Below are 25,061 nucleotides of genomic sequence, written 5' to 3'. Positions count from 1 at the left end.
CGTTGGCTATCAGATATCGATCAGCAAAATCCCGTCTGGGCCGGCAAATTCAGTCGCATAGCCATATTTCGCACTTAACGGTGCATCGTCCCAGGGATCGGTGCGTGGTGTCCGATAGTTGAAATAGAGCGTCTTCATGCCGTCGGGCGCGAAGCGCAGCAATCGTGCGATAGCCTCTGGATCGGGATGTCCGTGACGCTTCCCGTTGGTGGAGATCAGAAAGCGACGGCAGTCTAGCGCCTCGACGACTTCGCGCGACGTGTTGCCATGACTTCCATGATGCGAAACCTTGAAGAGGTCGACGGTCAATCGTTTGCCGGGAGCCAAGAGCGCGCAGAGCGATTTTGCCAGGAGGTCGGGATGAGCGTCTCCCGCCAAAAGAACGGATTTGCCATTCCACTCGGCCAGAAACGCGATGCTCGACCCATTGGGTGGTTCGGGATCGGTCGGGGTCGGCGCAGACAGCGTCTCGATGTCGAGCACCGTGGGCATAGCCTTACGGCCCATCCTCTGGACTCCGGAGGCCGCCCGCAAAGCTTTCGCCGCTGCCTTGGCGGCGTCGGCGGTCCGCCAGGCGGTCCAGGCTTTGCGCATCTTGGCCAGTTTCTCAGCGTCTGGGGAGAGAAGTGTAATGGTGAGACCGGCCATTTCGAATGGCTGAGGCTTTGCCTCGATCGAGGCGGCGTTGCCATTGAACGCCTCGTTTAAAGGCCACCCCAACTTACCCAGCAGTTCGGAATATTCATCTCCTTCGCCGGGGCTGAAAGCCTGTATGCGTCCTAACTGGTCAAAGCCGTTGAACCAAACGTGCTTGGGAGCGAGCGGCAGATCCGGATCTTTGGCGATCTTGAGCACGCCTTCGATATGATCGGCGTCGACATGCGTAAGCACGAGCAGCTCGATCTCCTCGCCTGCGTCGCGGATCTCGGTCAGCCGGGCTCGCAAATGCGGATAAGATGATGCGCGGCCGCCATCGATGATGATATGCCGGAACGGTGCTGCTTCACCATAGCTCAGAAGCAAGCAGTCGCCATCGTCGGCCGGAAAGACGGTCAACCGCAACATCAGGATTTCGCCTCTGGGAAGCGCAACACAGTGAACATCTGTTTTGGGTCGCAGCGGGCCGCGATAGGAGCGACCGCAGCCAACATTTCGGCCGCCTCTGGATGCTCCTCCGCGAATAGCCCTAGCATATCGCGCATCAATTGTACCCCGGCGCTGTAATAGGGCACACCGGCATTGTATGAGCGTTTAAGCGCAGATAATGCCTCAACGCTCTCGTCGCTATTCTTCGGGCGCAGCATGATGCGGCGAGCGTGGACGATCCCGCCATCCGGTAGCCACGGAAAGCGGTTCATGATGTTGGGCAACCAGGAATCCCAGCGTTCTTGCTCATACGGGTCGAAGATGGCCAGCCCCACATAGGCGGCGGCGCAGGCACCCAACGGGTTTGATGCCTTCTCGTCGATTGTGCGCTCGATAAGACCCGAGCGTTCCAGCTGGCTGACCAGTGGCCTGAGGGATGTCAGCCGGCCGCTGTCCAGATAGGAGAGCAGCCCGTCGAGGCCGGCGTCGTTGACAGCCACCGATGACGCGGCGCGGCCACCGAGCGTGGCGTCGACGAGCAAATCGATCGGGGAAAGTCGCAGCGACTGTGCGCATCGCCACGGTGCCGGAAGCGACACTGCTTCGGTAGACGACCGGGTCCGGACCAAAGCCCAGACGCGCCCATTCCCTGGAACCTCGCCCGCGATGTCCGGCGCAAGCCGCCAGATTGACGCTTGGTCGCGACTGTTCATGGGATGGGGTTGCGTCCAAGCTTCTTTTTGGCCGTTCCACGATCGTGGGCCGGCCGCGAGCCGCGTCCAGCTCGATTGGCCTTCAAATGCGCCGGGGCCGGTCAGACACATCTCCGGCACACCGATGGCGGCGGGTGGTCCGCTGTTGGCAAACGCCCTTGGCGGTTGAGATACGGCGCGGGGGCGGACGGTCGGATTTGCCTTTGCCCGGCTCGATCCTACCGCATTACCACCGCGCTTCATGCGCGCCGCATCGCTCCTAGACCTCTCCGTCTTCGGCGTTGCGCCCTGCGGCTTGCGGGGGGCCTTGGGTGGCGTGCGTGTAGCGGTCACGCGAGGTGCTTGTGTTGCCGCCGTCGTTCGTGCGCCGATTGCGCTGGTGAGAAGATCGAGTGGGCTTGCGCTACCCAAGGCCGCTTGCAGGCTGAACCCAGCTGCATCGCCACTAGGCGTGAGGAAGGTCATGGGAACGGTCGCGCCGGTCTCGACTTCGCAGGCCTGTTGCAGAATGCGGCCGTTTGGCAAGAATACCTGCACATTATAGAGACCGGGTTGAACGGACACGTCGGTTCCCGCGGCGTTTTGCGCGGCAACGATCAAGTCTATGCTACCGTCGTTGCCAGCCGCCTCATGATCGAGCGCTTCGATACGCGCCACAACGTCATAGGTGCCAGCGCTTCGATCCGATCCGAGCATTCTCAGGTTGATCGCTCCGTCAGCCATTGGGCCTCCGTTCGATGGGCAGGCATAAGGGCGCCTCCGGCGGATGCACGATCAGCGTTCCTTCACCGCTCATATAGGGGCTGGTCTCGCCGAACACCGCAGAGAAGCTGTATTTGTCGTTCTCGAGCAAGAACTCGAGTTCATTCCGCTCCGGATGTTCGTCGGGATCGTGGTCCAAATCAACCGCAACATCGATGCCTCTCAATCCGGTCAACTTGAACTTGCTGTGCCACGCCTCCTCCGGATTGCAGGTAAGATAGACCGGCACCTCGATCCGCGCGGGTTTGTGAATCTTAAACCGGCCCGATCGAATACGATCCGGCTCTTGCTCTACGCCCTCGGCTTTCGCCAAGCGCGGCGTGTAGGTTCCCAGCGCGTTCTGTAGCCCGTCGGTGCCAACCCACATGCCATATTCAATCTGCGCGCCACCACCGGCCAAGGCCCTTAGTAGCGCGTCGGCATACACGCTGACCCCATCAATACGGCCATAGCTTGGCGCGAGGGTAGAGGTTGCAAGGTGCACGCTCTGCTTGGCGGGCATGCCGCCCCGAGTGATCAGCTTCGATGGAGACAGTGCCGAAAGGCCCGCACCGTTGAAGGTCGCCAGAAGGTCGATTGTGTCATCGGGCGTGCGGCATGCATCAGCCAGGAAGATCTGATACTCGGGTATCTTCGTCTGCATCGCCGAGCAGAGGTTGTCGAAGTTGATGGTCCCTGCGAAGCGGTCGTCCGGCTCCTCGCCATAATCGCGGCAAAGCAGGACGCTGTTGCCCGCAAAGATACCATGTCCACAAAAATAGAAGATCGTCATCGATTCCCGATGCGTCGATGCGCGGGCCAGCCAAGAGCGAATGGCAGCGACAACTTCTTCTGCGGTGCCGGATGGCAGCGGAGCCCCAGCGTTTGTCGCCGCCTCGTGAGCATAGATGAACGGATCGGGTGCCGACACGACCATCGCGACGCTGGCGAGCGGCCTGTCTCCATTGTGAAAATTGCCGTCGAGCAGCCAGTCGGCGATTGCCTTCACCGACTTGGCTGGCGCATCGAGCTGTTCCATGGCATCGGCGACGTCGAGATTTTCGGAAGATCCATCGACAAGATAGTCGTAGGTGCCGACCCCGACGAGCAGGACGTGCGTGCCCGGGCCCTCAACGTTCTCGTCGACAAAAATCAAATCAGTGTCAGCCATGGGGCGTCCCATTCTCGGCTGCAGGATCGCGCGTGCGAGCGACCTTGTATTCTCTCGGCAGATTGACCGGATGATAGCCGGTGCTCAACCGATCGATCACGGACTCGTGAAGGAAGGCGCCCTCCTCGATTTTTCGAGGCTCTGACAAGGGAAGATAATAGCCCTGTCGGTCGGTCTTTTCGGGCCACCGACGCCACTTTTTGTTCTTGGGGACGAGCTCCAGCAGTTTCCAGAAGCCTTTCATCGAGTTGTGGATCGGCGCGTGCGCGTTGGGCGCGACGTAATCCCTTTCTCCATCGGCAATGTCTTTCCCCAACGCCAAGTGATCGAACATGGCTTGATCGATCCGCAGCCCATGCGCTTCCGCCTCGCGCGCCATCCACGTTAGCGCGAACTTTGCGGCGTGACTTTCTGACTCGGGATATCCTCCGCCGACGTCGGAATGGTTCCCAGAGAACCAGACGGTCTGCTGGTCCTGGAGTACGATCGACTCCTCGGGGGCCAGCGGCCGATAATCTTGCCTCTTCCCCCAAGCATAGAGCCGGAACATGCTTCTGCGCTCGTCGATGGCCGCTGCCTGTCGAAAGGCACGGACGCCGGGATTGTTCTTCGTATAGGGAAGGTAGGAGAGACCGGGCATATAAAAGCGGTTGCGGCGGGGCACGATGACCGAAGCGACCGTGTCCCAAACGCCGAGGAAATGGACTGTCGCGCTCTGGCCGCCAACCACCCGCCGAAACTGCCGAGGAATACCGAGGTCATTCTCGCTCGAAGCGCGTTTGTAGGCCGTCAGGGCGTAACGCGCGAGATTGAGCTGTTCGACACGCAACAGTCCAATCATCTGGACTAGCCCCGCTACCGCCCGAGCGGTGTAGGCGCCGCGACTGAACCCGAAGAGGAATATGCGGTCACCGTCCCGGTAATTTCGGCAAAGGAATTCATAGGCATCGAGGATGTTGTCGTCGAGCCCCCAGCCTGTCGTCAGCCCGAAGAAGACGTTCCAACCCTGACGGAGCCGACCCCAGTCGTTGGCGAGCCCGACCGTACCCACGCCGGGATCGTAAAAGACCATTTGCTCGTCATTCTTCTCGGCGAAGCGATATAATTTGAGGACATTGGTAAGGTCCTGCTTCACCTCGTTGCTTGTGCCGTCGCACAGCAGGACGAGATTGCGACCCGCCCCACTCATCGACCGCTCCGCGACGATTGAGCGACCCACTCCCAGCTGGAAAACCCATCTGCCACTGATCTTCTCATTAAATTCGCCATGCACAATCGTCTGCACCATGCATCAATTGTCAAGCACAGACCAATCCTATTTGATTCGGACCGAACCGGCGCATTTTAAACTCGGAAGAGTTTTGTGGATTGCGTTCAAATCCGGGAATTACTGAAAGGCATGACTTCAACTTCGCGCATCCACCTTTGCTAGTGCCCAACTGTTCGGATCCGTCGTAGATGACGGCCGATACCAAGGCGAACGAAGGGCTAATTGCTGGCCTACCGGGCCAAAAGCGGACCGTTCGGATTGTCCGCATTAGCCGACGTTCAGCAGCGCGCGTGAAGGAAGGGCAGCTTGCGGCCACTGGCGCCCTGCATCTGCCTTTCCAGACCGTCCCCAATACGGAAATCGCCAGCCGTGTTCGCGGAGCTATAAATGAACGGCCGCTTCCCGGTTTTCCTACGTAGAAGACGCGTGTCGAAACTGTCTGACCTTAACCCCCTCGATATCCAGCTTTGCCAGGCGTGCACTTTCCAGTCGACTTCGCCCACGAACCGAGCATTGCTATTCGCAGAGCCGGAAAAGCCTGCGGCCTAGCCCTGGAGGATGTGATTCCCGGGGCCTTGGGTGGTGGGAGCAGCACGTCGCTGCTCACAACCAGGAGACCACACATGACCGAGGCTAATACTGATAAGCTTATTCCGCTCGCCTCTAAGATAGCGCAGGTCATTTCGATTCTGCAGCGCACTCAAGGCGCCAGCCTCGAAGAGATGATCCAGCTGACGAGCTGGCAGCCCAACACCACCCGGGCTGCGCTGACCGGCCTGCGTAAGAAACGATATGAAATCGCTCGCACGTCGGTCGATGGTATCACTCGTTACACAATCATCGGTCGCTCGGAGCCCGAGGAGCAATGAGCAAGCTCGACAAGGAGCTTGCTGCCCTGCCCTCGCTCGACGCCGCTCAACTGCGCGAACGATGGCAACAGCTGTCCAAGATGGACCCGCCTAACGTGCCAGTCGCTCTGCTCAGGCGGCTGGTGGCACAGGTCGCCCAGGAACGACGCCTGGGTGGTTTGCCAGTGTTGGTTGCACGGGAGCTGACGAGAGCAGCGGCCTCTTCCGGTGCTGCTACTCGTTCAAAGCCCCCTGCCCCTGTGCTGGCGCCGGGTACACGCTTGATCCGTGAGTGGAACGGCCAGACCATCGTGGTCGAGGTCCAAGAGAAGGCATTCGTCTGGCAGGAGCGCCCCTATCGCTCGCTCAGCGAGATCGCCAAATTGGTGACCGGTGCACACTGGTCCGGCCCACGCTTCTTCGGATTGAAGCGGGGTGGCTGAGAAGCGCCTGCGCTGCGCGGTCTATACCCGCAAGTCGACCGAGGACGGGCTCGATCAGGAGTTCAACAGCCTCGACGCGCAATATGAAGCATGCGCTGCCTATGCGCTGAGTCAGCGTCACGAAGGCTGGACGCTGGTTCCGGACCGGTATGACGATGGCGGGTTCTCGGGTGGCAATATGCAGCGCCCCGGCCTCAAGCGGCTGCTGGCCGACATCGCGGCTGGTAAGGCCGACATCATCCTGGTGTACAAGATCGATCGTTTGACCCGCAGCCTTGCCGACTTTGCCAAGATCGTGGATGTGCTCGATACCGCAAAGGCCAGCTTTGTCTCGATCACCCAGTCGTTCAACACCACGACCAGCATGGGGCGGCTTACGCTCAACATGCTGCTCTCGTTCGCGCAGTTTGAGCGCGAGGTCACCGGCGAACGCATTCGTGACAAGATCGCAGCGTCGAAGCGCAAAGGGCTTTGGATGGGTGGCCCAGTACCGATGGGATATGCGGTCGATGATCGCAAGCTCGTTCCTCACCTGGGGGAGGCAGAGTTAGTCGGGCATATCATGCAACGCTATCTCGAGCTGAGCTCGGTTGTCCAACTTGCAGAAGAGTTGAATGCGCAAGGATATCGCACCAAGGTCCAGCGCCGCACTAGCGGTCCTCATCGCGGCGGCTGCATCTTCCGCCGTGGCACCTTGTTCCACATGCTCTCCAACCGCATTTATATAGGAGAGCTCTCGCACAAGGGAGCATGGTTCGATGGTGAGCATGAGGCGATTGTCCCGACCTCGCTCTGGGAAGCCGTTCAGGAGAAGCTGAAGGCCAACGCTTCGGGCAGCTCGCGACGAATCAGGGCGATCCAGCCGAGCCTGCTCATTGGCCTCCTATTCGATGGTGAAGGTCGCGCTATGACCAGCAGCCACGCGACCAAGCCGGGCAAGCGTTATCGCTATTATGTTACCCGGCCGGACCTGATCGACGGGACACCGGCCTGGCGGGTCGGCGCCCACGATCTTGAGAAGTTGATCCTGGGTCAGCTATCGACGCATCTCATGGACCGTCACGCGGTCATGGCGTTGGCTGGCGAGGTCTCAGCGGACGTGCTTGATCGCGCGCTAAAGACCGCAGCGCTTAAAGCGAGCGCGATCACCAGTGGGTCCAACGCCGACAAGCTACCGATCCTCGCCGCGATCGATCGGATCATGATGCGCGAAGACCGCATCGAGCTGTTGATCCATCAAAACCGCTTCGCGGCGCTGCTCGGCCTCGATCAGTCGAGCGAACGAGAAGCATTAGAGCTGATCCTCCCGGTGCTGAAGGTGCGGCGAGGACATCAGCTGCGTCTCATTATTCCAGGCCCGGAAATGCTCCGCCCCACCAAAGCCAATCGAGACGAGAAGCTGGTCACGCTGCTGGCTGAAGCACATTGGGCACGCCAGCTCATCCTCGGTAGTCCGGATCGATCCATCGCTGCCATCGCGTCCGAGCAGGGACGCTGTCGCACGCGGCTCGGAAAGCTGGTCGCCCTCTCCTGCCTAGCACCTAATATCGTCACGGCTGTTCTCGAAGGTCGGCAGCCGGCCAACTTCACCGTGCGTTCGCTCACCAGCACCGATCTTCCACTCGACTGGGCTGATCAGCGCCGCGCGCTCGGGTTCACCTGAACCCACACCCCACTGTAGTCAGAAAGTCAGGGCCAGAGACGGCCCTGATTTGTTGCACCCGGAAAATGCAGAGTTTGCGCGTCTCTGACCGCACCTTTGCGTGATCATCGCACTCAGAGTCGCAGAACTGCGCGACAAATGGGGCCAGGCTGCTAGCCTGCCCGATTCTACTGGTTTTTCATGGACTGTATGGTGCGGTCGAGAAGACTCGAACTTCCACGGGCTTTCGCCCACAACGACCTCAACGTTGCGCGTCTACCAGTTCCGCCACGACCGCACATCAGGGAGGTGGGAGCCGATGGCCCCCGGGTAGGCGGCGGCCTTTAGCAAAGGGATTCGGGGCATGCAACCATCCTTCGCACTTCATCGTGATATAGCGTGAAACGCAGCGTGGGATCGGGCTGTTGGCTTGACTTGCACGCCCCTGCAGGCGATCCAGCAGGGCGCTGACGTGCCCAATGCACGCGCTTTTATCACGATTTTTGCAGTCCTTGTGTCGCGGGCGCTAAAAGCCCGACCATGGCTGCGCCGGAAGGACCGATCCGATGCCACGCGGCTGTGCTGACTATCCGTTTCGTCACTTCGATACTCCGCAGCCTGCGCCGCGCGAATCAGTATGCCCGACGCGTGCGCGGAGTGCATAACTTCCGGTCCCGCTCCCTCTTTCCCCTCCTCTCCTGATCAAGCAGCTTCATGTCCAACACTGACACCATCCTGCCACCCCGCCACACCGGCCTGCTGAGCGAGGCCCGCCGCATCGCGTGGCTGGCCTGGCCGATCGTCCTCACCAATCTCAACTGGACGATCATGCACCTCGTCGATGTGACGGTGGTGGGCTATGCGGGCACGAGCGAACTCGGGGCATTGGCAGCCGGCCGGGTGGTGATGTTCGTCATCCTGATGCTGCTGCTGGCCGGCATGTCCGGCGTGATCGTCTTCACCAGCCGCGCGGATGGCGGCGGGGATCTGGCACGCACCGGGGCGCTTTGGCGGGAAGCGGTGCTGACCGGCCTGTTGCTCGGCGTGCCCAGCGCCATCGTCATCGCGCTGTTCGCCCGCCCCCTGCTGGCGCTGACCGGCGTCGCCGATGCGCTGGTCGATCCCGGCGCGCATGTGCTCGCCGCGATGATGCTGGGCCTGCCGGGGCAGATGCTCTCGATCGGCTGTGCTTATTTTCTGGAAGGGGTGAGCGCGCCGCGCCGCGTGTTGATCGTCAACCTCGCCACCCTGCCGGTCAATGCCGTGCTGACCTGGGCCATGGCGCTCGGGCATCTCGGTTTCCCGGCGATGGGCGCGTTCGGCGCCGCGCTGGCGACATCGCTGACCTCGCTGGGCGGCGGCCTTGCCATGGCCTATATGGCGTGGACGCTGCCAAGCGCGCGCGAGCGCGGATTGCGCCGGCTCGACCTGGCGGCCTGGCGCAGCGCCTTGAGCGGCATCGGCGCGATCGTCCGCTTCGGCGCGATGCCCGGCATTGGCGCCGCCATGGAAGTGCTCGGCTTCTCCTATCTCATGATCCTCTCGACCCAGATGGGTGAGATCGTGGCCGGCGGCTTTCAGGTGATGCTCTCGCTGCATAATCTGGGCTTTGCGTTGGCGCTGGGGCTCGGCTCCGCAGCCGGCGTGCGGGTCGGCAATGCGGTGGGCGCGGGCGAGCCATGGGAGGCGCGCAGCCGCACCATGATCGCGTGCGGCCTCTCCATCCTGTTCATGGGTGCGGTGGTGCTCGCCTATCTGCTCTTCGGCCGGCCGATTGTCGCCGGACTCACCGCGCAACCGGCCGTGGCGCGGGAAGCGCTTATCATGCTGCTCATTCTGGCTCCCTTCATCCTGTGCGATGGCATCCAGGCGATCTTCGTCGCAGCGCTGCGCTCATTGGGGGATCAGGTGGTCGCCAGCGTCAATGGCATCATCGCCTTCTTTGGCGTGATGGGCGTCATGGGCTGGTATGGCCATGCGCAGGGCTGGGGATCGGCGGGGCTGGCGTTCGCCGCGGCGCTCGGCATGGCGGCGGCGATGGTGCTGCAGGCAGCGCGCTTCTGGCAGGTCAGCCTGCGTTATCGGCGAACCTGAGCTCAAGGTTGCGCGCGTTCTTGGGGATGTCCAGCCGGCTCTCGGACACGCGCGCTTCCTCATTGGGCTTGAGCGTCGACTTGTCCGCCTTGGTCATCCAGCTGAACACAAGGCGACCCTGATCGTCGCGCAGTTCGACCACTACCGGCGGAACGGTCTGTTCCTGGTCGCTATCGTTGAGGATGCGGGCGCTGAACGCGAAATATTCCTCGCCGGTCGGCAAGTTGCGGCGCTCAGGCGGCTTAGGCAGGTAGAAATTGAGACCGGAGGTGGCAGGCGCTCCGCCAAAGCCGAGCGCAACGGCCCAGTTGGGCGGGCCGAAATAGGCCAGCGCGCCACCGGCGAGGCTCACCGCAACGAAGAAGGCGAGCGCCGCAGCCGTCCAGAGCCTGGCGGGATTGCGACGCGGACGGGTGGGCGCCTCGGCTGGCTCGTCGGGATAATGGACGAACTCCTGCGACGGCGCGGCAGCAGGCGGCGGATCGATCGGGTCGTGACGCGGTTCAGCCGGGGGCGCTGCGGCGGCGGTTTCCTCAGTGCCGACCGAGACCGGCGCCACAGGCGCCTGCGCTTCTGCACTCTCGACGGGTGCGAATGCGGGGACCTCATTGGGCGCAAGGCCGGCGTCCGCCGCAGCATCGGCCATCGCCGGCTCGGGGCGCTCCACCGGCGCGCCCTCCTGAAACCAGCTGTGGCGGCAAGACGCGCACCGGACCTGACGGCCCGCAGCACCAATCGCGCTATCAGGCACAACATAGCGTGTGGCGCATTGAGGGCAGACGAGGATCATCGCGCTCCATAAACACCGGTTTCCCGCAGAGGGCAAGCGGGCGTTTGAACGTGGCCGGGGATATCCCCACAGCGACGGACGGCAGGGCCTGTGGGACGCGCGCGAGGCCGGCGCACCATCCGCCACCTTGCCCGCAATGGGGGCCTGTGCCATGCACGGCGCGGCAGATCATCGGCGGGCGTGGCCGCGCGCCATTAATGGGGACATGCAATCGCGGCGATGGCTAGAATAGTCCAGTTCGAGAATGTCGGGCTGCGGTACGGGCCCGGCCCGGAGACGCTGTCCGATCTCAGCTTTTCGCTCGACGAAGGGGCCTTCTATTTCCTCACCGGCGCGTCCGGCGCGGGCAAGACCTCGCTGCTCAAGCTGCTGTATCTTGCCCAGCGCCCCAGCCGCGGCGCAATCCGCCTGTTCGATGCCGATATCGTTACCCTGCCCCGCGCCCGCCTGCCCAGCTTCCGCCGCCGCATTGGCGTGGTGTTTCAGGATTTCCGACTGGTCGCGCACCTCTCGGCCTTCGATAATGTGGCGCTGCCGCTGCGCATCGCCGGTGTGAACGAAGATCAGATCCGCCCGCCGGTGGAGGAGATGCTGCACTGGGTCGGCCTGTCCGACCGCGCCCATGCCTTGCCCGCCACCCTCTCGGGCGGGGAGCAGCAGCGCGTCGCCATCGCCCGGGCAGTCATCGGCCGGCCCGAACTGCTCGTGGCCGATGAGCCAACCGGAAACGTGGACCGGGACATGGCGACCCGGCTCATCACCCTGTTCGAGGCGCTGAACAAGCTCGGCACCACCATCGTCGTCGCCACGCATGATACCGCCCTGCTGGGGAAGGTCTCCGGCGCGCGGACCATGCGGCTCGAGGGTGGGCGTATGGCGCCGATCGAGGGGCAGGATGGCGTCAGCGCGCTCTCCTCACCCTATCGCCCCGCGCCCCACCAGCCGGGACAAGCCTGAGCCATGGCGCGCAATCCGCTCGAAGGCATGAGCCGCCCTTATCGCCCTGGCCCGCTGCTGCCGCAGGGCCGGCTGACCGGGCCGATGCCGTGGGTGATCGCGATCATGATGTTCCTGACCGTGCTGGCAACCGCCGCCGGCCTCGCCCTCAATCAGGGCGCGCGGGCGCTGGTGGATGAGGTCTCCGGCCGCGTGACCGTGCAGGTGGCCGAGGCCGATCCGCAGGCGCGCGGGCAAGCGGTGCGCCGCATCGTCAGCCTGCTCGATCAGGCCGAGGATGTCGGCACCGTGCATGTCGTGCCGGAAAGTGAACTGGCGGCGCAACTCGCGCCCTGGCTCGGCAACGACCTCAAGCTGGCCGATGTGCCGCTGCCGGCGCTGATCGATGCCGAGCTGCTGGCCCCGGAGAGCGCCCGGACCGAGCGGCTCGCTGTGCTCGACAAGGCAGTGAAAGAGATCAATCCCCATGCTCGCGTCGAGCCGCACGGCGATTATCTCTCGCCGCTGGCGCAGCTTGTATGGTCCATCGGCCTCGTCGCCTTCGCCGTCGTCGCGCTGATGGCCTTTGCGACCGGCGCCGTGGTCGTGCTGGCCGCACGAGGCGCGCACGCCACCCATCGCGGTACCATCGACATCATGCACATGCTGGGCGCCACCGATGCGCAGGTGGTGCGCCTGTTCCAGCGGCGGATGATGCTCGATGCGCTGTTCGGCGGCGTGGTGGGCTATGCGGCGGCGACGCTCGTCATCATCCTTGTCGGTCGCTCGATGGCGGCGGTGGCGTCCGATCTCATGAGCAGCGCCTCGCTGCCCGGCATCGCGTGGATCATCTTCCCGCTGCTGCCGGTGGCGGGTGTGGGCGTCGCCTCGCTGTCGGCGCGCCTCACCTTGCGGCGGGCGCTGGAGCGCTCCTTGTGATCCGGCGATTTCTCTCGATCATCCTGCTGGTCTGGGCGTTCGGCTTTGCCTGGTTCGCGCTGCTGCTGCCCCAGCCGCAGGACGATGAAAAGACCGACGCCATCGTCGTGCTCACCGGTTCGGCAGGACGCATCGAGCGCGGGCTGGCCCTCCTCCGCCGCGACCAGAGCCGCCATCTGCTGGTCTCGGGCGTGGACCGGGACGTGCGGCGCGGCGAATTTGCCGCGCTCTACAGGGTGTCGCCCACGCTGATGAGTTGCTGCATCACCTTGGGCCGCGAGGCGATCGACACGCGCTCCAATGCCATCGAGACGGCGCAATGGCTGCGCCGCAACCGTTACACCTCCGTGCGGATCATCACCACCGACTGGCACATGCGTCGCGCGCAGTATGAACTCTCGCGCCAGATCGACCCTTCGGTCCGCATCGTGCCGGACGCGGTGCGGTCTCACCCCAGCCTGACGGTGCTGTTCCGCGAATATCACAAGTTCGCCCTGCGGCGGATTGCCGGTCTGCTCGGCATTTGAGCGGGAACGGAAAGCCCATGCCGCCCCTGTCCCCGCTCGGCACGCTGGTCACGGCGCTGCGCTCGGCACTGTTCTCGGTGCTGTTCTACGGCATGACCGTCTTCCTGCTGCTCGCCTGCCTGAGCGTGATGCCGTTCGGGGCGCGCAAGGTCGTGCCGCTCGCGGCGGTGTGGTCGCGCATTCACCGGTTCCTGGCGCGCTGGGTGCTGGGCCAGAAGATCGTCGTGGAGGGCGCGTTCCCTGACGAACCGGTGTTCATTGTCTCCAAGCATGAATCGATGTTCGAGACGCTGGATGCCGTGATCCTCTTCCATCGCCCGGTGATCGCCGCCAAGCGCGAGCTGGGGGACATCCCGGTCTGGGGCGCGGTGGCGCGGGCTTATGGGCTGATGATCGTCGACCGGGCAGGCGGTGCCAGCGCGCTGCGCGGCATCCGTGCCGAAGCGCGCGCCGCCTTTGCCGAGGGCCGCCCCGTGCTGCTCTACCCGGAAGGGACGCGCGTGCCGCATGGTGAGCGTGCCCGGCTCAAGGCTGGCTTTGCCGGGCTCTATACCATGCTCGGCGTGCCCGTGCTGCCGGTGGCGCTGGATACGGGCCGGCTATCGCCCCGCAACAGTTTCCTGAAGCGCTCCGGCGTCATCACCTATCGACTGGCGCCGCTCATTCCGCCCGGCCTGCCTCGTGCAGAAGCGGAACGCCAAGTGTTCGAGGCGATCAACAGCCTCAATGGACCAGCGGCCGAGCGGGAAATCGATTCGGTTTGACGCGAAATCGATTCGACTCACCGTTCGTTCATTGTCGTTTCATCCGGGCGAACGGATAGCTAAGCTCGAGCGGGGGTCTGATCGTGCCAGCGATATTGCGGCACGACCGCTGGCCGATCTGCGATTGCGGGAGACATTTGAATGAACCGGACGAGAGCACCGATCCAGCCTCTCATCACTTGGGCGATCGGGCTGGTGGCCAGCGCGGCACTGGTGGCGGCGCCTGCCGCGGCCCAGATCAACACGGTCGATCCCAACACGCAGATCGATGCAGATCTCGCGCCCGGCGCACCGGCGAACCAGACGCTGCCGCCATCCGAGCCTGCGCCCTCCTACCCGCCAGCCGATCCGGTCTATAACGATCCGGCCACCAGCCCGCCGCCCGCGCCCCCAGCGAGCACCACGGCCCAGACCGCAACCACACCGACCGAGGCCGCCGGCGTGCCGGAGAACGCCGCCGCGAACACCTACAAGAAGGACGATCTGATCGGCGCGGCCGAGGGCGTCTTCGGCAAGGGCGCTGAAGGGCTCGCCGGCATCATCGAGAACATCCTCAAGGATCAGGGCGAGCCGATCGCCTACATCGCCGGGCGCGAGGCCTCGGGCGCCATCGGTATCGGCCTGCGTTACGGATCGGGGACGTTGTTCCACAAGATCGAGGGCCAGCGCGACGTCTACTGGACCGGCCCGTCCATCGGCTTCGACCTCGGCGGCAATGCCGCGAAGACCTTCGTGCTCGTCTACAATCTCTATGACAGCCAGGAGCTCTATAAGCGCTTCCCGGCCGGTGAGGGCGCCGCTTATCTCGTCGGCGGTTTCAACGCGAGCTACATGCGCTGGGGGGATATCGTGCTCATCCCCATCCGGCTGGGCGTCGGCTATCGGCTCGGCGTCAATGCCGGCTACATGAAGTTCACCGAAAAGCGCAACTGGGTGCCCTTCTGAGCCTTCGCGTGAGCGGCGCTCGACCAATCGGGTAAAGCGCCGCTTCGCGCGGGCAGAGACAAACTCATCCCACGCAGCGCTGGTCTGTGCGCGCGCAGGCGCTAGATTGGCGGCATAACACCGCGCACAGGAGACAAGACCATGGCCGACAGCGACCCCGCCAACAATCTGCCCGCCGGATATGTTCCGCCCAAGGTGTGGCGCAACGAGACGGAGAATGGCGGGCAGTTCGCCAGCATCAATGCGCCGACGGCGGGCGCGCGGCAGGACATCACCCTGCCCATCGGCGAACATCCGCTCCAGCTCTATTCGCTGGGCACACCCAATGGCCAGAAGGTCACGGTGATGCTCGAGGAGCTGCTGGCCGCGGGCTATGACGCGGAATATGATGCCTGGCTGATCAAGATCTACACCGGCGAGCAGTTCGGCAGCGATTTCGTGAAGATCAACCCGAACAGCAAGATTCCGGCGATGATGGATTACAGCCAGAACCCGCCGCTGCGCCTGTTCGAGAGCGGATCGATGCTGGTCTATCTGGCCGAGAAGTTCGGCGCCTTCCTGCCGACCGACGTGCGCAAGCGCACCGAGACGTTCAACTGGCTGATGTGGCAGATGGGCTCCGCGCCGTTCGTCGGCGGCGGCTTCGGGCACTTCTATGCCTATGCGCCGATCAAGATCGAATATGCCATCGACCGCTACGCCATGGAAACCAAGCGCCAGCTCGACGTGCTCGACAAGCAGCTGGCCGACAAGGAATTCATCATCGGCGACGAGATCACCATCGCCGATTTCGCGATCCTACCCTGGTATGGATCGATGATGCGCAGTGCCTATGATGCGCAGGAGTTCCTCTCGGTCCATGAGTATCGCAATGTCGACCGCTGGGTGACGCAGCTCCATGCCCGCAAGGGTGTGAGCCGCGGCCTGCTCGTCAATGCTGCAGGACGCCCCGGCGGCGGCATCGCCGAGCGACACAGCGCCAAGGATCTCGACGACGCCATCGCCGCAGCGGCGGAAAACGCGCCCGCATGAGGCGGCTTTAAACGCACAACGCGCATGGCCGGGTCAGCCAGGCCCGGCCATGCGCATCATCCTGCCTGTCCGGATTCCCCGGTTATCGGGCGCCGAACAGCCCCGCCGAGAAATTTCTTCACGCATTTAAACGGTGCGGGAACCAAAATGCCTGATTGGCGTTCCCCTCGGGGGTCTGAGCTATCTGCCCTTTTGGCATCTGAAAGGGCGGGCATTAAGTGCTTCATAATAATCGCGAAGTGTTTCTCTATGCCGCCATCGCCTTCCTTCTGGCGATCCCGTTCGCCGGAGACCTGATCTTTCCGCTCGGCACCGCTGTCTGGGTCATCTACCTCCTCCCCACCGTTCTTGCCTTCCTCGCGTCTGCGCCGCTCGCGCCGCTCGTCACGGCCTCGCTGGCGACGCTGTTGACGATCATGGGCTTCTTCTTCGCGCGCGATGGGGTCGATCCGAACATCGCTATTGTCAACCGCGTCATCGGCGCCTCCGTGAACTGGCTGCTGGCCGCTGTTGGCGTCATGTTCATCCGCAGCAAGCTGGAAATCGCCCGGCAGGATTGGCTGCAGGCCGGGCAGGTCGGGCTTGGAAACGCCGTTGCTGGCGACCTGTCGATTGAAGAGGTGTCGCAGCGGGCCTTGCGCTATCTGGCCGAATATCTGGGCGCGCAAGCGGCTGCCCTGTTCGTCCGCGAGCAAGCGACCTTTCAGCGCCGTGCCGTCTATGGCGTTCCGCAGGACGCCCCCATTCCGCTGGAGATCACGCCCGATGATGGGTTGCTCGGTCAGGCCGTACGCGACAAGCGCAGCTTTCTGCTGACCGAGGTGCCGGAAAATTATCTCTATTACGGCTCGGCCTTCGGCCGGGCGGTCCCGCAGCAGATTCTGGTCGCGCCCGCGCGCGCCGATGGCGAAGTCAACGCCGTGATCGAACTGGGATTGACCGGCAAGGCCGCCCATGATGCCGAAGCCTTCATGACGCGGATCGCCGCGCAGCTTGGCGTCTCGATCCGCTCGGCAGCCTATCGGTCGCAGCTTCAGGCGCTGTTGGAGGAAACCCAGCATCAGGCCGAAGAACTGCAGGCGCAGGGCGAAGAGCTGCAAGCCAATAATGAGGAGCTGGAAGCGCAGAGCCAGCGGCTGCTGGAATCGCAGGCGCGGCTGGAAGCGCAGCAGGCCGAGCTGGAGGAAAGCAACGCCTCGCTGGAAAATCAGGCCCATGAGCTTGAGGCCCAGCGCGATGAGCTGGAACAGGCCCAGGCCTCGCTTGAGGAGCAGACCGCCGAGCTTGAGAAGGCCAGCCGCTACAAGTCCGAATTCCTCGCCAACATGTCTCACGAGCTGCGCACGCCGCTCAATTCGCTGCTCATCATGGCGCGGCTGCTCGGGGAGAACCGGGCGGGCAATCTCTCGGCCGATCAGGTCAAGCACGCCCGCACGATCGAATCCTCCGGCAATGATCTGCTGGCGCTGATCAACGACATTCTCGACATTTCGAAGATCGAGGCGGGCAAGGTGGAGCTGGACATCCGCCCGGCCAAGCTCTCGACCATGTTCGAGCGGCTGAGCGCGACCTTTTCCGCAGGCGCGACCTCGAAGGGGCTGGCGCTGCGGACGGAAATCGACCCCGGCCTGCCAGCCGACATCCGCACCGACGCCCAGCGCGTCGAGCAAGTGCTCAAGAACTTCCTCTCCAACGCGATCAAGTTCACCGCCGCCGGTGAGATAACGCTGCGCGCATCGGCCGCGCCGGCCGGCGGGGTCGCGCTGAGCGTGCGGGATACCGGCATCGGCATCCCGGCGGAGAAGCTGGGCATCATCTTCGATGCCTTCCGGCAGGCGGACGGGACGGTCAGCCGCAAATATGGCGGCACCGGCCTTGGCCTGTCGATTTCTCGCGAACTGGCCGGGCTGCTCGGCGGCTCGGTCGGCGTCGAGAGCGCCGCCGGCGAAGGCAGCGTGTTCACGCTGACGCTACCGCTCGAGCTGGAGCCATCCGCGCTCGATCAGGGCCGCTCGCAATCTCGCCCTGCCCTGCCCGAACCCGCGCGTGGGCCGGCGATGCCAGCCTTGCCGCGCCAGTCGCCGGTGGCGGATGATCGCGAGGTGCTTTCCGGCGATTCCCGCCTGATCCTGGTGGTTGAGGATGATGCGCGTTTTGCGGAAATCCTCGCCGACCTCTCGCACGAACTCGGTTTCCAGTGCCTCGTCGCGGGAACGGCGGACGAAGGCGTCTTGCTGGCCCGGCAATATCTGCCCCACGCCATCATCCTCGACATGAACCTGCCCGACCACACTGGCCTCTCCGTGCTCGACCGGTTGAAGCGCGACGTGCGCACGCGGCACATCCCGGTGCATATCGTTTCGGTGAGCGAGGATGCGCAGGCGGCGCTGGCCAATGGTGCCGTGGGCTATCTGCTGAAGCCAGTGCGGCGCGAGCAGCTGGTCGACATGCTCGAAGCGCTGGAGACGCGCATTTCGCAGCGGGTGCGCCGGGTGCTGGTGGTGGAGGATGATGCCCGTCAGGCTGAGAGCATCGGCCTGCTCTTGGGCTCGCGCGATGTCGAGACTGTGGCGGCGCACAGTGCGGCCGAATGCCTCGACCGGTTGGGCACGACCAGCTTCGACTGCATGGTGCTGGACCTCAATCTCCCCGATACGCCGGGCCTCGATCTGCTCGAACGGCTGAGCGAGGATGAGACGATCGGCTTCCCGCCGGTGATCGTCTACACCGGCCGCGACATCTCCCCCGAGGAAGAGCTGCGCCTGCGCCGCTACTCCAAGTCGATCATCGTCAAGGGCGCAAAGTCACCCGAGCGGCTGCTCGATGAGGTGACCTTGTTCCTGCACCAGGTCGTTTCCGAACTGCCCGAGGCGCAGAAGGAGATGGTCGTCCGCTCGCTCAACCGGGATGTCGCGCTGGACGGCAAGACCATCCTCGTGGTCGAGGATGACATTCGCAATGTTTACGCGCTGACCAGTATTTTCGAGCCGCATGGCACCACCATCCGCATCGCCCGCAACGGCCGGGAAGCGCTCGACGCGCTGGACCAGTCCGCAAAGGGCGAGGCGCCGATGGTCGATCTGGTGCTGATGGACGTGATGATGCCGGAGATGGATGGCCTGACCGCCACCCGCCACATCCGCGGGCAGAGCCAATGGCGCAACCTGCCGATCATCGCCCTGACCGCCAAGGCCATGGACCGCGACCAGCAGGAATGTCTGGCAGCGGGCGCCAATGATTATCTCTCCAAGCCGCTCGACGTGGACAAGCTGCTGTCGCTGGTGCGCGTGTGGATGCCGCGATGACCCCCGAAGCCGAGCTTGCCCCGCTGGACGTGCTGGAAGCCGATCTGCTGATCGAGGCGATCTGGCGGCATTATCATTATGACTTCCGCGGCTACTCGCGCAATTCGCTCCACCGCCGCCTGCTGCGCGCCCAACCGCACCTTGGCTGCGAGAGCTTCTCCCAGATGCAGCATATCGTGCTGCGCAGCCCCGCCGCCTTTGGCGAGCTGATGCGCTACCTGACCATCCAGGTGAGCGAGATGTTCCGCGACCCCGATTATTTTCGGGCCCTGCGCGATCAGGTGATCCCGCATTTGCGGACCTACCCCTCGATCAAGGTCTGGATCGCCGGCTGCGCCAATGGCGAGGAATTTTACTCCATGGCCATCCTGTTTCGGGAAGAAGGGCTGGAGGAGCGCACGATCTTCTACTGCACGGACATCAGCCCCGGCGCGCTCAACAACGCGCAGAGCGGCGTCTACGAGCAGAGCCGCATCGCGAAGTTCACCGAGAACCACCGGCTGTCCGGCGGACACACATCCCTCTCCGATTATTATACTGCAGCTTATGGCGGCGTGGTGTTCGACAAGTCGCTGCGGTCGCGCGCGGTGTTCGCCGAGCACAGCCTCGCGACGGATCAGGTGTTTGCCGAGGCGCATCTGATTTCCAGCCGCAACGTGCTCATCTATTTCGACCGCGATCTGCAGGACCGCGCGATCGATCTCTTCGCCAATTCGCTGGTGCGCGGCGGGTATCTCGGCCTAGGCTCGCGTGAGACGCTGCGCTTCTCGAGGACGTCAGGCTGCTTTGATGACTTCGTGCCTCAGGAAAAAATCTATCGCCGCAACCTCGTCCCGTCACAGGAGCCCGGCCATGTCGCCTGATCCGGTCCGCATCCTCATCGTCGATGACGTGGTGGAAAATCTCGAAGCGCTCGAAGCGCTGCTGGCTCATGACGGCGTGGAAACGGCCCGCGCCGGTTCGGGCGCCGAGGCGCTGGAGCTGTTGCTGGTGAACGAGTTCGCCCTTGCCCTGCTCGATGTGCAGATGCCGGGGATGGACGGGTTCGAACTGGCCGAGCTGATGCGCGGCACCGAGCGGACCCGCCGAATACCCATCATCTTCCTCACCGCCGTCGCCACGGATGAGACGCGGCGTTTTCGTGGCTACGAGGCCGGCGCCGTCGACTATCTGCTCAAGCCGATCGATTCGCTCGTGCTGCGCAGCAAGGTGGAGGTGTTCGTCGAGCTTCACCGGCATCGGCAGGCACTGGCGCGCCATGGCGATGAATTGAGCCGCGCACTGGGCCGGCTGCAGGCGCACCGCGACAATAGCCCGCTCGCCATCGTGGAGTTCGATGACAGCGAGCGGATCGTCGGCTGGTCGAAGGGCGCCGAGCGCATGTTCGGCTGGAGCGAGCGGGAAATGCTGGGCGGCGACCTCGCCACGACAGCCTGGAGCGATGCCGATGGCACTGCCCCCCTGCACAGCCTGTTCGCGGACTTCCGCGCCGGCGTGAAACAGCGCGACATGCTGAGCCTCGTGCTGCACAGCCGCCAGGGGACGGACATCGACACGGAATGCTATTGTTCCGCGGTCCATGGCGCCGGCGGGCGGCTGCTCTCGGTGGAAGTACAGATTCTCGACGTGACCGAGCGGCGCCGGGCCGAAAAGACCCAGCGGCTTCTGGTGGGCGAGCTCAACCACCGGGTGAAGAACACCATGGCCTCCGTGCAGGCCATCGCCTCGCAGACATTGCGCCATTCGGCCGATCCCGCCGATTTCGCGCCGACCTTCATTGGTCGCATCCATGCGCTGAGCAAGGCGCATTCGCTGCTGAGCGAAGCGACATGGAAGGCCGCGAGCCTGCGCGAGCTGATCCACGGCCAGTTCGATATGGGCGTGGTCGGTCCCGACCGCCTCTCCGCGTCCGGGCCCGACGTGGACCTGGAGCCCGAGCCGTCCCTGCATCTCTCCATGGTCCTGCACGAACTGGTGACCAACGCCCTCAAATATGGCGCGCTATCCACCGCAGAAGGCCATGTCGCGCTGAACTGGACGCTGGAGGATGAGCAACTGCATCTGGAATGGGTGGAGCGTGGCGGGCCGCCCGTTTCGCCGCCATCGCGCACCGGTTTCGGCAGCATGTTGATCGAGCGCAGCCTGCGCAGCGAGGGGGGGGCTTCCACCGCCACGTACGAGGCGGAGGGGCTGCGCTGGACCCTGACCCTGCCCTGTGCCGTCGTGAGGAAGTCCGCCCCCGCCGCGATCCCACGGACGGCGCCCCAGCCCGTCCTCCAGGTTGCCACCGAAGGCTCGCTGGACGGCAAGTCCGTGCTCGTCGTGGAGGACGAGCCTCTGGTCGCGCTGGATATCCTAACGGTGCTCGGCGAGAGCGGCGCGCAGGTCATCGGGCCAGTCACCACGCATGACCAAGCGCTGGAGCAGGCCCGCACCGGCCAGTTCGACCTCGTGCTGCTGGATGGCAATCTGCAGGGCGAGACAGTCGAGGACATCGCAGCGCTGCTGCAGGCCCGCGCCATCCCGTTCCTGATGGTCAGCGGCTATGGTGCGGCGCAATTGCCGGACCTGCTCGCGCGCCAACCGATCGTGACCAAGCCGTTCAGCGCGGAGGAATTGCTCCGGGCCGCACGATCCCTGCTCGCACCCAGCCCCGCCATGGATATCGCGGTCTAGCGCCGCCATCAAAGGATGGCCTCGGGACGTGAGCAAGGTTAGTGAAATCTCCCACACGTCGGGAAAATTTTCACACCTTTCTGCCATGTCCGTTCCGCTGACGTTCAGCGAAACGGCGTAAAAGCGGCCCCAGCCACAAATTGGCACGACACATGCTTTGGGGAGGACAGCGGGTCGAACGGATCGGCCCGCCTTCAAGGAGCCAACCGATGTCCGCCTCACACCCCTCGATGCTCGCACGCCCCGACACGCTGCTGGGAATCTGCCAGGCCATTGGCGAGGATCTCGGCATCAACCCGACCTGGGTCCGGGCGGCGCTTGCCTGTGGTGTCTTCTTCAATCTCGCTGCGACGGTGGCCATCTATCTCGGCCTCGGGCTTGTCGTGGCCGTCAGCCGCTGGCTGTTCCCTGCGCCCTCGCGCCCAATCGCGGATGTCGTGGTGGTCGACACAGACGCCGCGCACGCCGAGCTGGCTGCAGAGCCCATCGATCAGGGCACTCACGCGCCACAGCCCCTTCCACTGGCCGCCTGAGCCTATTCGGCTCCCGCGCCTGCCTGACGATCAGTGCAGGCGCTGGCTGCCCTGCCCGTCGCCCCGCCGCGCGAATTGCATGAGCTGGATTATCAGTTCGTTGCGGTCGCGCAGCGCATCGGCTTCGAGCAGGGCCTGTTTGGCCGCCGGATCGAAGGGTGCGATCTGCGCGATGGCATTCACCAGCATCTCGTCGTCCAGTGTCTCGACCGCGTCCCACTCGACCTCATAGCCAAGCGACGCGGCGAACGCCCGGGCCTCATCCTCCAGCGCGGCGCGCTCGCTGGGCGCCAGCACGCCGGGTTCATCCTCAACGCCTTCGATGATTTCGACTTCCACCTGACGGAAGGCGGTGGGGACATCCAGTTCTCGCTGCACGCGAAAGCGCGCCTCCCCGGCCAGGATGATGTTGAAGCGCCCGTCATCCAGCGCCTCGATCTCGGTGATTCGCCCCATGCAGCCGATGGAGAAGAGCGGCGCCGGCTCGCCCGGTCCACTCGGCTGGATCATCCCGATGCGCTGGTCCTTGGCCATCGCCTCCGAGACCATCGCCCGATAGCGCGGTTCGAAGATGTGCAGGGGCAGGTGCATGCGCGGGAACAGCAGCGCCCCGCCCAGCGGGAAGATGGCCAGCCTGCGCTGCATCACAGCCTCAGGCGAAGAGAATTTGCGAGAGGCGACGGCGCTGGCCGGCAACCCAGGGATCTTCCAGCCCGACCACCTCGAAGAGCTGAAGCAGCTGCGTCCGCGCCTTGCCATCCTCCCAGCTGCGGTCGCGCGCGATGCTGGTCAGCAGCGCCTCGGCGGCGGCATCCCGGTCGCCATTGGCCATATGGGCGGCCGACAGCTCGAACAGCGCGTCATGATCATCCGGATTGGCCTGGATGCGGGCCTGCAGCGGTGCCACGTCCACGCCCGGCGTGGCGGACCGCGCCAGCGCGATGGCCGAGCGCCCGCGCTCGATGGCCTTGTCGTGCGCCAGTGCCTCGGGCAGGCTGGCCACGAGCCCGTCCGCCTCATCGAGATGACCGGCCGCCACCAGGGCGCGGATCTGCCCGCCCAGCGCCTCGGCATTGTCCGGCGCCATCTCGCTGATCTGGGCGAAGATGGCGATCGCCCGCTCCGCGTCGCCGCCCGCAAGCACGTCTTCCGCCATGGCCAGCAACGGCGCGATATCCTGCGCGCGCTGGCCTGCCTCGCTCTCGACCGGCAATTGCGCGAGGATCTGGTCGAGCATCTGGCGATACTGGCTCTCGGTGCGCGCCTGGGTCAGGTCCGCCACCGGTTGCCCCTGGAACACCGCGTAGACGGTGGGGATAGACTGCACGCGGAACTGGCTGGCGATGAACCGGTTCTCATCGACATTGATCTTGACGAGCAGCACGCCCCGGTCGGCATATTCGGCCGCGATCTTCTCGATGATCGGCGACAGCTGCTTGCATGGTCCGCACCATTCCGCCCAGAAGTCGACCATGACGAGCTTCGTTTGCGAAGGCTCGACAACGTCGCGACGGAACGCCTCGACGGCCTGCTTGTCCTGCTCGCTCAACCCGAGGGTGGCCACGTCATATCTCCTGCTGCCTGTCCGTTCGATCAGACCATATGGGGTGGAACGCCGATGCTCCGCAAGGGTGACAGGGAATCTTTGGAGAAAGCGCAAAAGGGGCTTGCCGCCTTCCAAAGGCGATGCTAGTTGCCCGCCTCACCCGACCGGAAGGCACTGCCCCGGTCCGCCAGAGCGGGCGTAGCTCAGGGGTAGAGCACAACCTTGCCAAGGTTGGGGTCGAGGGTTCGAATCCCTTCGCCCGCTCCAGTTTTTTCAAGAATTCGATGATCTAACGGCCTTCGGGCCGGCCTGTCTTCACGGCGGGGCGATCTGGTCGCTCGGCGCTCGGGAGCGCTTTGTCTAGGGCGATCGGACATCGAGATTTGAAAAGGCACTCGGTCGCGACCACGGCCGCCCCTGCGCGCGTCTAGCTCATTTGAGGTCGTGGCATAGCCCTATGCGGTCCAAACCATGTCGCGACGCATGGCGCTATAAAGCCCAACAGGGCACCATCGACCGTCCGACATGGTCCTCGGCTATTAGATAGCCTCCTGCCCTCTCACGCTGCGCTTCTGGGCGGAAGTTCGGTCTGGTGGCAGTCACGGCCCGTCGCGGGTGCAAGCACTGCTCTCTGGGTTCACAATCGCAACGGGAGTGCCAAGCCGATTGAGCGAGCTGCGGTTGCAAGCGCCGGTGGCGACGATGCGTCCAGCGGTATTCGTCCCGGATACCCACATGGTCGATGAACTCATCCGTGAAAAGGACAGCATGCCAGTCCAACGGACCAACCCTACCGATGTTGTCCCGCTGACCGGAATGTTCGCCGACCGGAGATCGCTGTAGAGCCCTGGATTGACCTGCGAGACACGCTACGCCCAGATAATGCAGATTGCCTTTGGCGATAGCTTGAGCGAGCTTACTGCACCAGCGGTGCCAGCGAGACCCGATCATGTCGCGATCGCGTGACCGCTATGGCCAGCACGGCGATCCCGCCGGATAGCAGATAAACAAAATGCCCCCGCGACTTTCGTCGCGAGGGCATTTCTGAATCTGTGAATGG

The 25,061-nt window shown here is 64.0% G+C and carries 21 protein-coding genes and 2 tRNA genes; 15 read left to right on the top strand and 8 right to left on the bottom strand.

Going from position 1 to position 25,061, the window contains the following annotated elements:
* Nucleotides 1-9 precede the first annotated feature (9 nt).
* Genes M2331_RS00360 through M2331_RS00345 form a run of 4 tightly spaced genes read right to left on the bottom strand, consistent with a single transcriptional unit; the run spans nt 10 to nt 4,999 of the window.
* Entirely contained in the window at nt 10-1,065 is a 1,056-nt protein-coding gene (locus M2331_RS00360) for a ComEC/Rec2 family competence protein (protein WP_181558457.1), read from the bottom strand.
* Nucleotides 1,065-2,522 (bottom strand): hypothetical protein, encoded by a 1,458-nt coding sequence (locus tag M2331_RS00355; RefSeq protein ID WP_181558456.1) that lies wholly within the window; start codon nt 2,520-2,522, stop codon nt 1,065-1,067. Before M2331_RS00355 ends, M2331_RS00360 begins: the two co-directional genes overlap by 1 nt.
* Nucleotides 2,515-3,711 (bottom strand): caspase family protein, encoded by a 1,197-nt coding sequence (locus tag M2331_RS00350; protein WP_181558455.1) that lies wholly within the window; start codon nt 3,709-3,711, stop codon nt 2,515-2,517. Before M2331_RS00350 ends, M2331_RS00355 begins: the two co-directional genes overlap by 8 nt.
* Nucleotides 3,704-4,999 (bottom strand): DUF2235 domain-containing protein, encoded by a 1,296-nt coding sequence (locus tag M2331_RS00345; RefSeq protein ID WP_264592232.1) that lies wholly within the window; start codon nt 4,997-4,999, stop codon nt 3,704-3,706. Before M2331_RS00345 ends, M2331_RS00350 begins: the two co-directional genes overlap by 8 nt.
* 605 nt (nt 5,000-5,604) lie before the next feature.
* Here M2331_RS00345 and M2331_RS00340 point away from each other — a divergent pair.
* The 3 genes from M2331_RS00340 to M2331_RS00330 are packed head-to-tail and all read left to right on the top strand — an operon-like array spanning nt 5,605 to nt 7,935.
* Nucleotides 5,605-5,850 (top strand): DUF3489 domain-containing protein, encoded by a 246-nt coding sequence (locus tag M2331_RS00340; RefSeq protein ID WP_181558454.1) that lies wholly within the window; start codon nt 5,605-5,607, stop codon nt 5,848-5,850.
* Nucleotides 5,847-6,272 (top strand): DUF2924 domain-containing protein, encoded by a 426-nt coding sequence (locus tag M2331_RS00335; RefSeq protein ID WP_181558453.1) that lies wholly within the window; start codon nt 5,847-5,849, stop codon nt 6,270-6,272. The genes M2331_RS00340 and M2331_RS00335 overlap by 4 nt, the downstream gene beginning before the upstream one ends.
* Nucleotides 6,265-7,935, top strand: coding sequence for a recombinase family protein (locus M2331_RS00330; RefSeq protein ID WP_181558452.1), 1,671 nt, complete (start codon nt 6,265-6,267; stop codon nt 7,933-7,935). Before M2331_RS00335 ends, M2331_RS00330 begins: the two co-directional genes overlap by 8 nt.
* A gap of 190 nt (nt 7,936-8,125) precedes the next feature.
* Here the strand turns inward: M2331_RS00330 and M2331_RS00325 are convergent.
* Nucleotides 8,126-8,212 (bottom strand) — tRNA-Leu (locus M2331_RS00325).
* A gap of 416 nt (nt 8,213-8,628) precedes the next feature.
* Here M2331_RS00325 and M2331_RS00320 point away from each other — a divergent pair.
* Nucleotides 8,629-10,008 (top strand): MATE family efflux transporter, encoded by a 1,380-nt coding sequence (locus M2331_RS00320; RefSeq protein ID WP_181558451.1) that lies wholly within the window; start codon nt 8,629-8,631, stop codon nt 10,006-10,008.
* Here M2331_RS00320 and M2331_RS00315 read toward each other — a convergent pair.
* Complete coding sequence (locus tag M2331_RS00315; protein ID WP_181558450.1) at nt 9,983-10,798, bottom strand: zinc-ribbon domain-containing protein; 816 nt, start codon at nt 10,796-10,798, stop codon at nt 9,983-9,985. The two genes, M2331_RS00320 and M2331_RS00315, sit on opposite strands and share 26 nt — an antisense overlap.
* Nucleotides 10,799-11,017: 219 nt before the next feature.
* On the opposite strand from M2331_RS00315, the gene ftsE reads away from it, so the two are divergent.
* The 10 genes from ftsE to M2331_RS00265 all read left to right on the top strand — a co-directional run bounded on the left by ftsE (nt 11,018) and on the right by M2331_RS00265 (nt 22,455).
* Nucleotides 11,018-11,755 (top strand): cell division ATP-binding protein FtsE, encoded by a 738-nt coding sequence (gene ftsE / locus M2331_RS00310; RefSeq protein WP_264577233.1) that lies wholly within the window; start codon nt 11,018-11,020, stop codon nt 11,753-11,755.
* A gap of 3 nt (nt 11,756-11,758) precedes the next feature.
* The gene (locus M2331_RS00305) at nt 11,759-12,673 is read left to right on the top strand and encodes a cell division protein FtsX (RefSeq protein WP_181558449.1); all 915 of its coding nucleotides are present in this window, start codon (nt 11,759-11,761) and stop codon (nt 12,671-12,673) included.
* Nucleotides 12,670-13,200, top strand: coding sequence for a YdcF family protein (locus tag M2331_RS00300; protein WP_181558448.1), 531 nt, complete (start codon nt 12,670-12,672; stop codon nt 13,198-13,200). Before M2331_RS00305 ends, M2331_RS00300 begins: the two co-directional genes overlap by 4 nt.
* Nucleotides 13,201-13,217: 17 nt before the next feature.
* Nucleotides 13,218-13,964 carry a lysophospholipid acyltransferase family protein gene (locus M2331_RS00295; protein ID WP_181558447.1) on the top strand — a complete coding sequence of 249 codons (747 nt, stop codon included), beginning with the start codon at nt 13,218-13,220 and terminating at the stop codon, nt 13,962-13,964.
* Nucleotides 13,965-14,105: 141 nt separating this feature from the next.
* Complete coding sequence (locus tag M2331_RS00290; RefSeq protein WP_181558445.1) at nt 14,106-14,909, top strand: DUF1134 domain-containing protein; 804 nt, start codon at nt 14,106-14,108, stop codon at nt 14,907-14,909.
* A 141-nt stretch (nt 14,910-15,050) separates the two neighbouring features.
* The gene (yghU, locus tag M2331_RS00285; protein WP_181558444.1) at nt 15,051-15,941 is read left to right on the top strand and encodes a glutathione-dependent disulfide-bond oxidoreductase; all 891 of its coding nucleotides are present in this window, start codon (nt 15,051-15,053) and stop codon (nt 15,939-15,941) included.
* 218 nt (nt 15,942-16,159) lie between these two features.
* Entirely contained in the window at nt 16,160-19,246 is a 3,087-nt protein-coding gene (locus M2331_RS00280) for a response regulator (RefSeq protein WP_264592231.1), read from the top strand.
* The gene (locus M2331_RS00275; protein WP_181558443.1) at nt 19,243-20,109 is read left to right on the top strand and encodes a CheR family methyltransferase; all 867 of its coding nucleotides are present in this window, start codon (nt 19,243-19,245) and stop codon (nt 20,107-20,109) included. The genes M2331_RS00280 and M2331_RS00275 overlap by 4 nt, the downstream gene beginning before the upstream one ends.
* The gene (locus tag M2331_RS00270) at nt 20,099-21,922 is read left to right on the top strand and encodes a response regulator (RefSeq protein ID WP_181558442.1); all 1,824 of its coding nucleotides are present in this window, start codon (nt 20,099-20,101) and stop codon (nt 21,920-21,922) included. Before M2331_RS00275 ends, M2331_RS00270 begins: the two co-directional genes overlap by 11 nt.
* Nucleotides 21,923-22,131: 209 nt before the next feature.
* Nucleotides 22,132-22,455, top strand: a complete 324-nt coding sequence (locus tag M2331_RS00265) for a PspC domain-containing protein (RefSeq protein WP_181558441.1) — start codon at nt 22,132-22,134, stop codon at nt 22,453-22,455.
* Nucleotides 22,456-22,485: 30 nt separating this feature from the next.
* Here M2331_RS00265 and M2331_RS00260 read toward each other — a convergent pair whose 3' ends face one another.
* Entirely contained in the window at nt 22,486-23,100 is a 615-nt protein-coding gene (locus M2331_RS00260; RefSeq protein ID WP_181558440.1) for an LON peptidase substrate-binding domain-containing protein, read from the bottom strand.
* Nucleotides 23,101-23,107: 7 nt separating this feature from the next.
* Nucleotides 23,108-24,019 carry a tetratricopeptide repeat protein gene (locus M2331_RS00255; RefSeq protein WP_181558439.1) on the bottom strand — a complete coding sequence of 304 codons (912 nt, stop codon included), beginning with the start codon at nt 24,017-24,019 and terminating at the stop codon, nt 23,108-23,110.
* A gap of 174 nt (nt 24,020-24,193) precedes the next feature.
* Between M2331_RS00255 and M2331_RS00250 the strand changes: the two genes are divergently transcribed.
* A tRNA-Gly gene (locus M2331_RS00250) sits at nt 24,194-24,268 on the top strand.
* The last annotated feature ends 793 nt before the right edge of the window (nt 24,269-25,061 follow it).

This window comes from Sphingobium sp. B10D7B (assembly GCF_025961955.1).
Lineage (GTDB): Bacteria > Pseudomonadota > Alphaproteobacteria > Sphingomonadales > Sphingomonadaceae > Sphingobium.
This window is presented reverse-complemented; position numbering and strand designations above follow the sequence as displayed.

Bases quoted from the DNA above. Each gene is read 5' to 3' on its own strand.
- M2331_RS00290 (WP_181558445.1), top strand. From the start codon at position 14,106: ATGAACCGGACGAGAGCACCGATCCAGCCTCTCATCACTTGGGCGATC.
- M2331_RS00345 (WP_264592232.1), bottom strand. From the start codon at position 4,999: ATGGTGCAGACGATTGTGCATGGCGAATTTAATGAGAAGATCAGTGGC.
- ftsE (WP_264577233.1), top strand. From the start codon at position 11,018: ATGGCTAGAATAGTCCAGTTCGAGAATGTCGGGCTGCGGTACGGGCCC.
- M2331_RS00275 (WP_181558443.1), top strand. From the start codon at position 19,243: ATGACCCCCGAAGCCGAGCTTGCCCCGCTGGACGTGCTGGAAGCCGAT.
- M2331_RS00295 (WP_181558447.1), top strand. From the start codon at position 13,218: ATGCCGCCCCTGTCCCCGCTCGGCACGCTGGTCACGGCGCTGCGCTCG.
- M2331_RS00305 (WP_181558449.1), top strand. From the start codon at position 11,759: ATGGCGCGCAATCCGCTCGAAGGCATGAGCCGCCCTTATCGCCCTGGC.
- M2331_RS00355 (WP_181558456.1), bottom strand. From the start codon at position 2,522: ATGGCTGACGGAGCGATCAACCTGAGAATGCTCGGATCGGATCGAAGC.
- yghU (WP_181558444.1), top strand. From the start codon at position 15,051: ATGGCCGACAGCGACCCCGCCAACAATCTGCCCGCCGGATATGTTCCG.
- M2331_RS00270 (WP_181558442.1), top strand. From the start codon at position 20,099: ATGTCGCCTGATCCGGTCCGCATCCTCATCGTCGATGACGTGGTGGAA.
- M2331_RS00350 (WP_181558455.1), bottom strand. From the start codon at position 3,711: ATGGCTGACACTGATTTGATTTTTGTCGACGAGAACGTTGAGGGCCCG.
- M2331_RS00265 (WP_181558441.1), top strand. From the start codon at position 22,132: ATGTCCGCCTCACACCCCTCGATGCTCGCACGCCCCGACACGCTGCTG.
- M2331_RS00320 (WP_181558451.1), top strand. From the start codon at position 8,629: ATGTCCAACACTGACACCATCCTGCCACCCCGCCACACCGGCCTGCTG.
- M2331_RS00360 (WP_181558457.1), bottom strand. From the start codon at position 1,065: ATGTTGCGGTTGACCGTCTTTCCGGCCGACGATGGCGACTGCTTGCTT.
- M2331_RS00315 (WP_181558450.1), bottom strand. From the start codon at position 10,798: ATGATCCTCGTCTGCCCTCAATGCGCCACACGCTATGTTGTGCCTGAT.
- M2331_RS00335 (WP_181558453.1), top strand. From the start codon at position 5,847: ATGAGCAAGCTCGACAAGGAGCTTGCTGCCCTGCCCTCGCTCGACGCC.
- M2331_RS00260 (WP_181558440.1), bottom strand. From the start codon at position 23,100: ATGCAGCGCAGGCTGGCCATCTTCCCGCTGGGCGGGGCGCTGCTGTTC.
- M2331_RS00340 (WP_181558454.1), top strand. From the start codon at position 5,605: ATGACCGAGGCTAATACTGATAAGCTTATTCCGCTCGCCTCTAAGATA.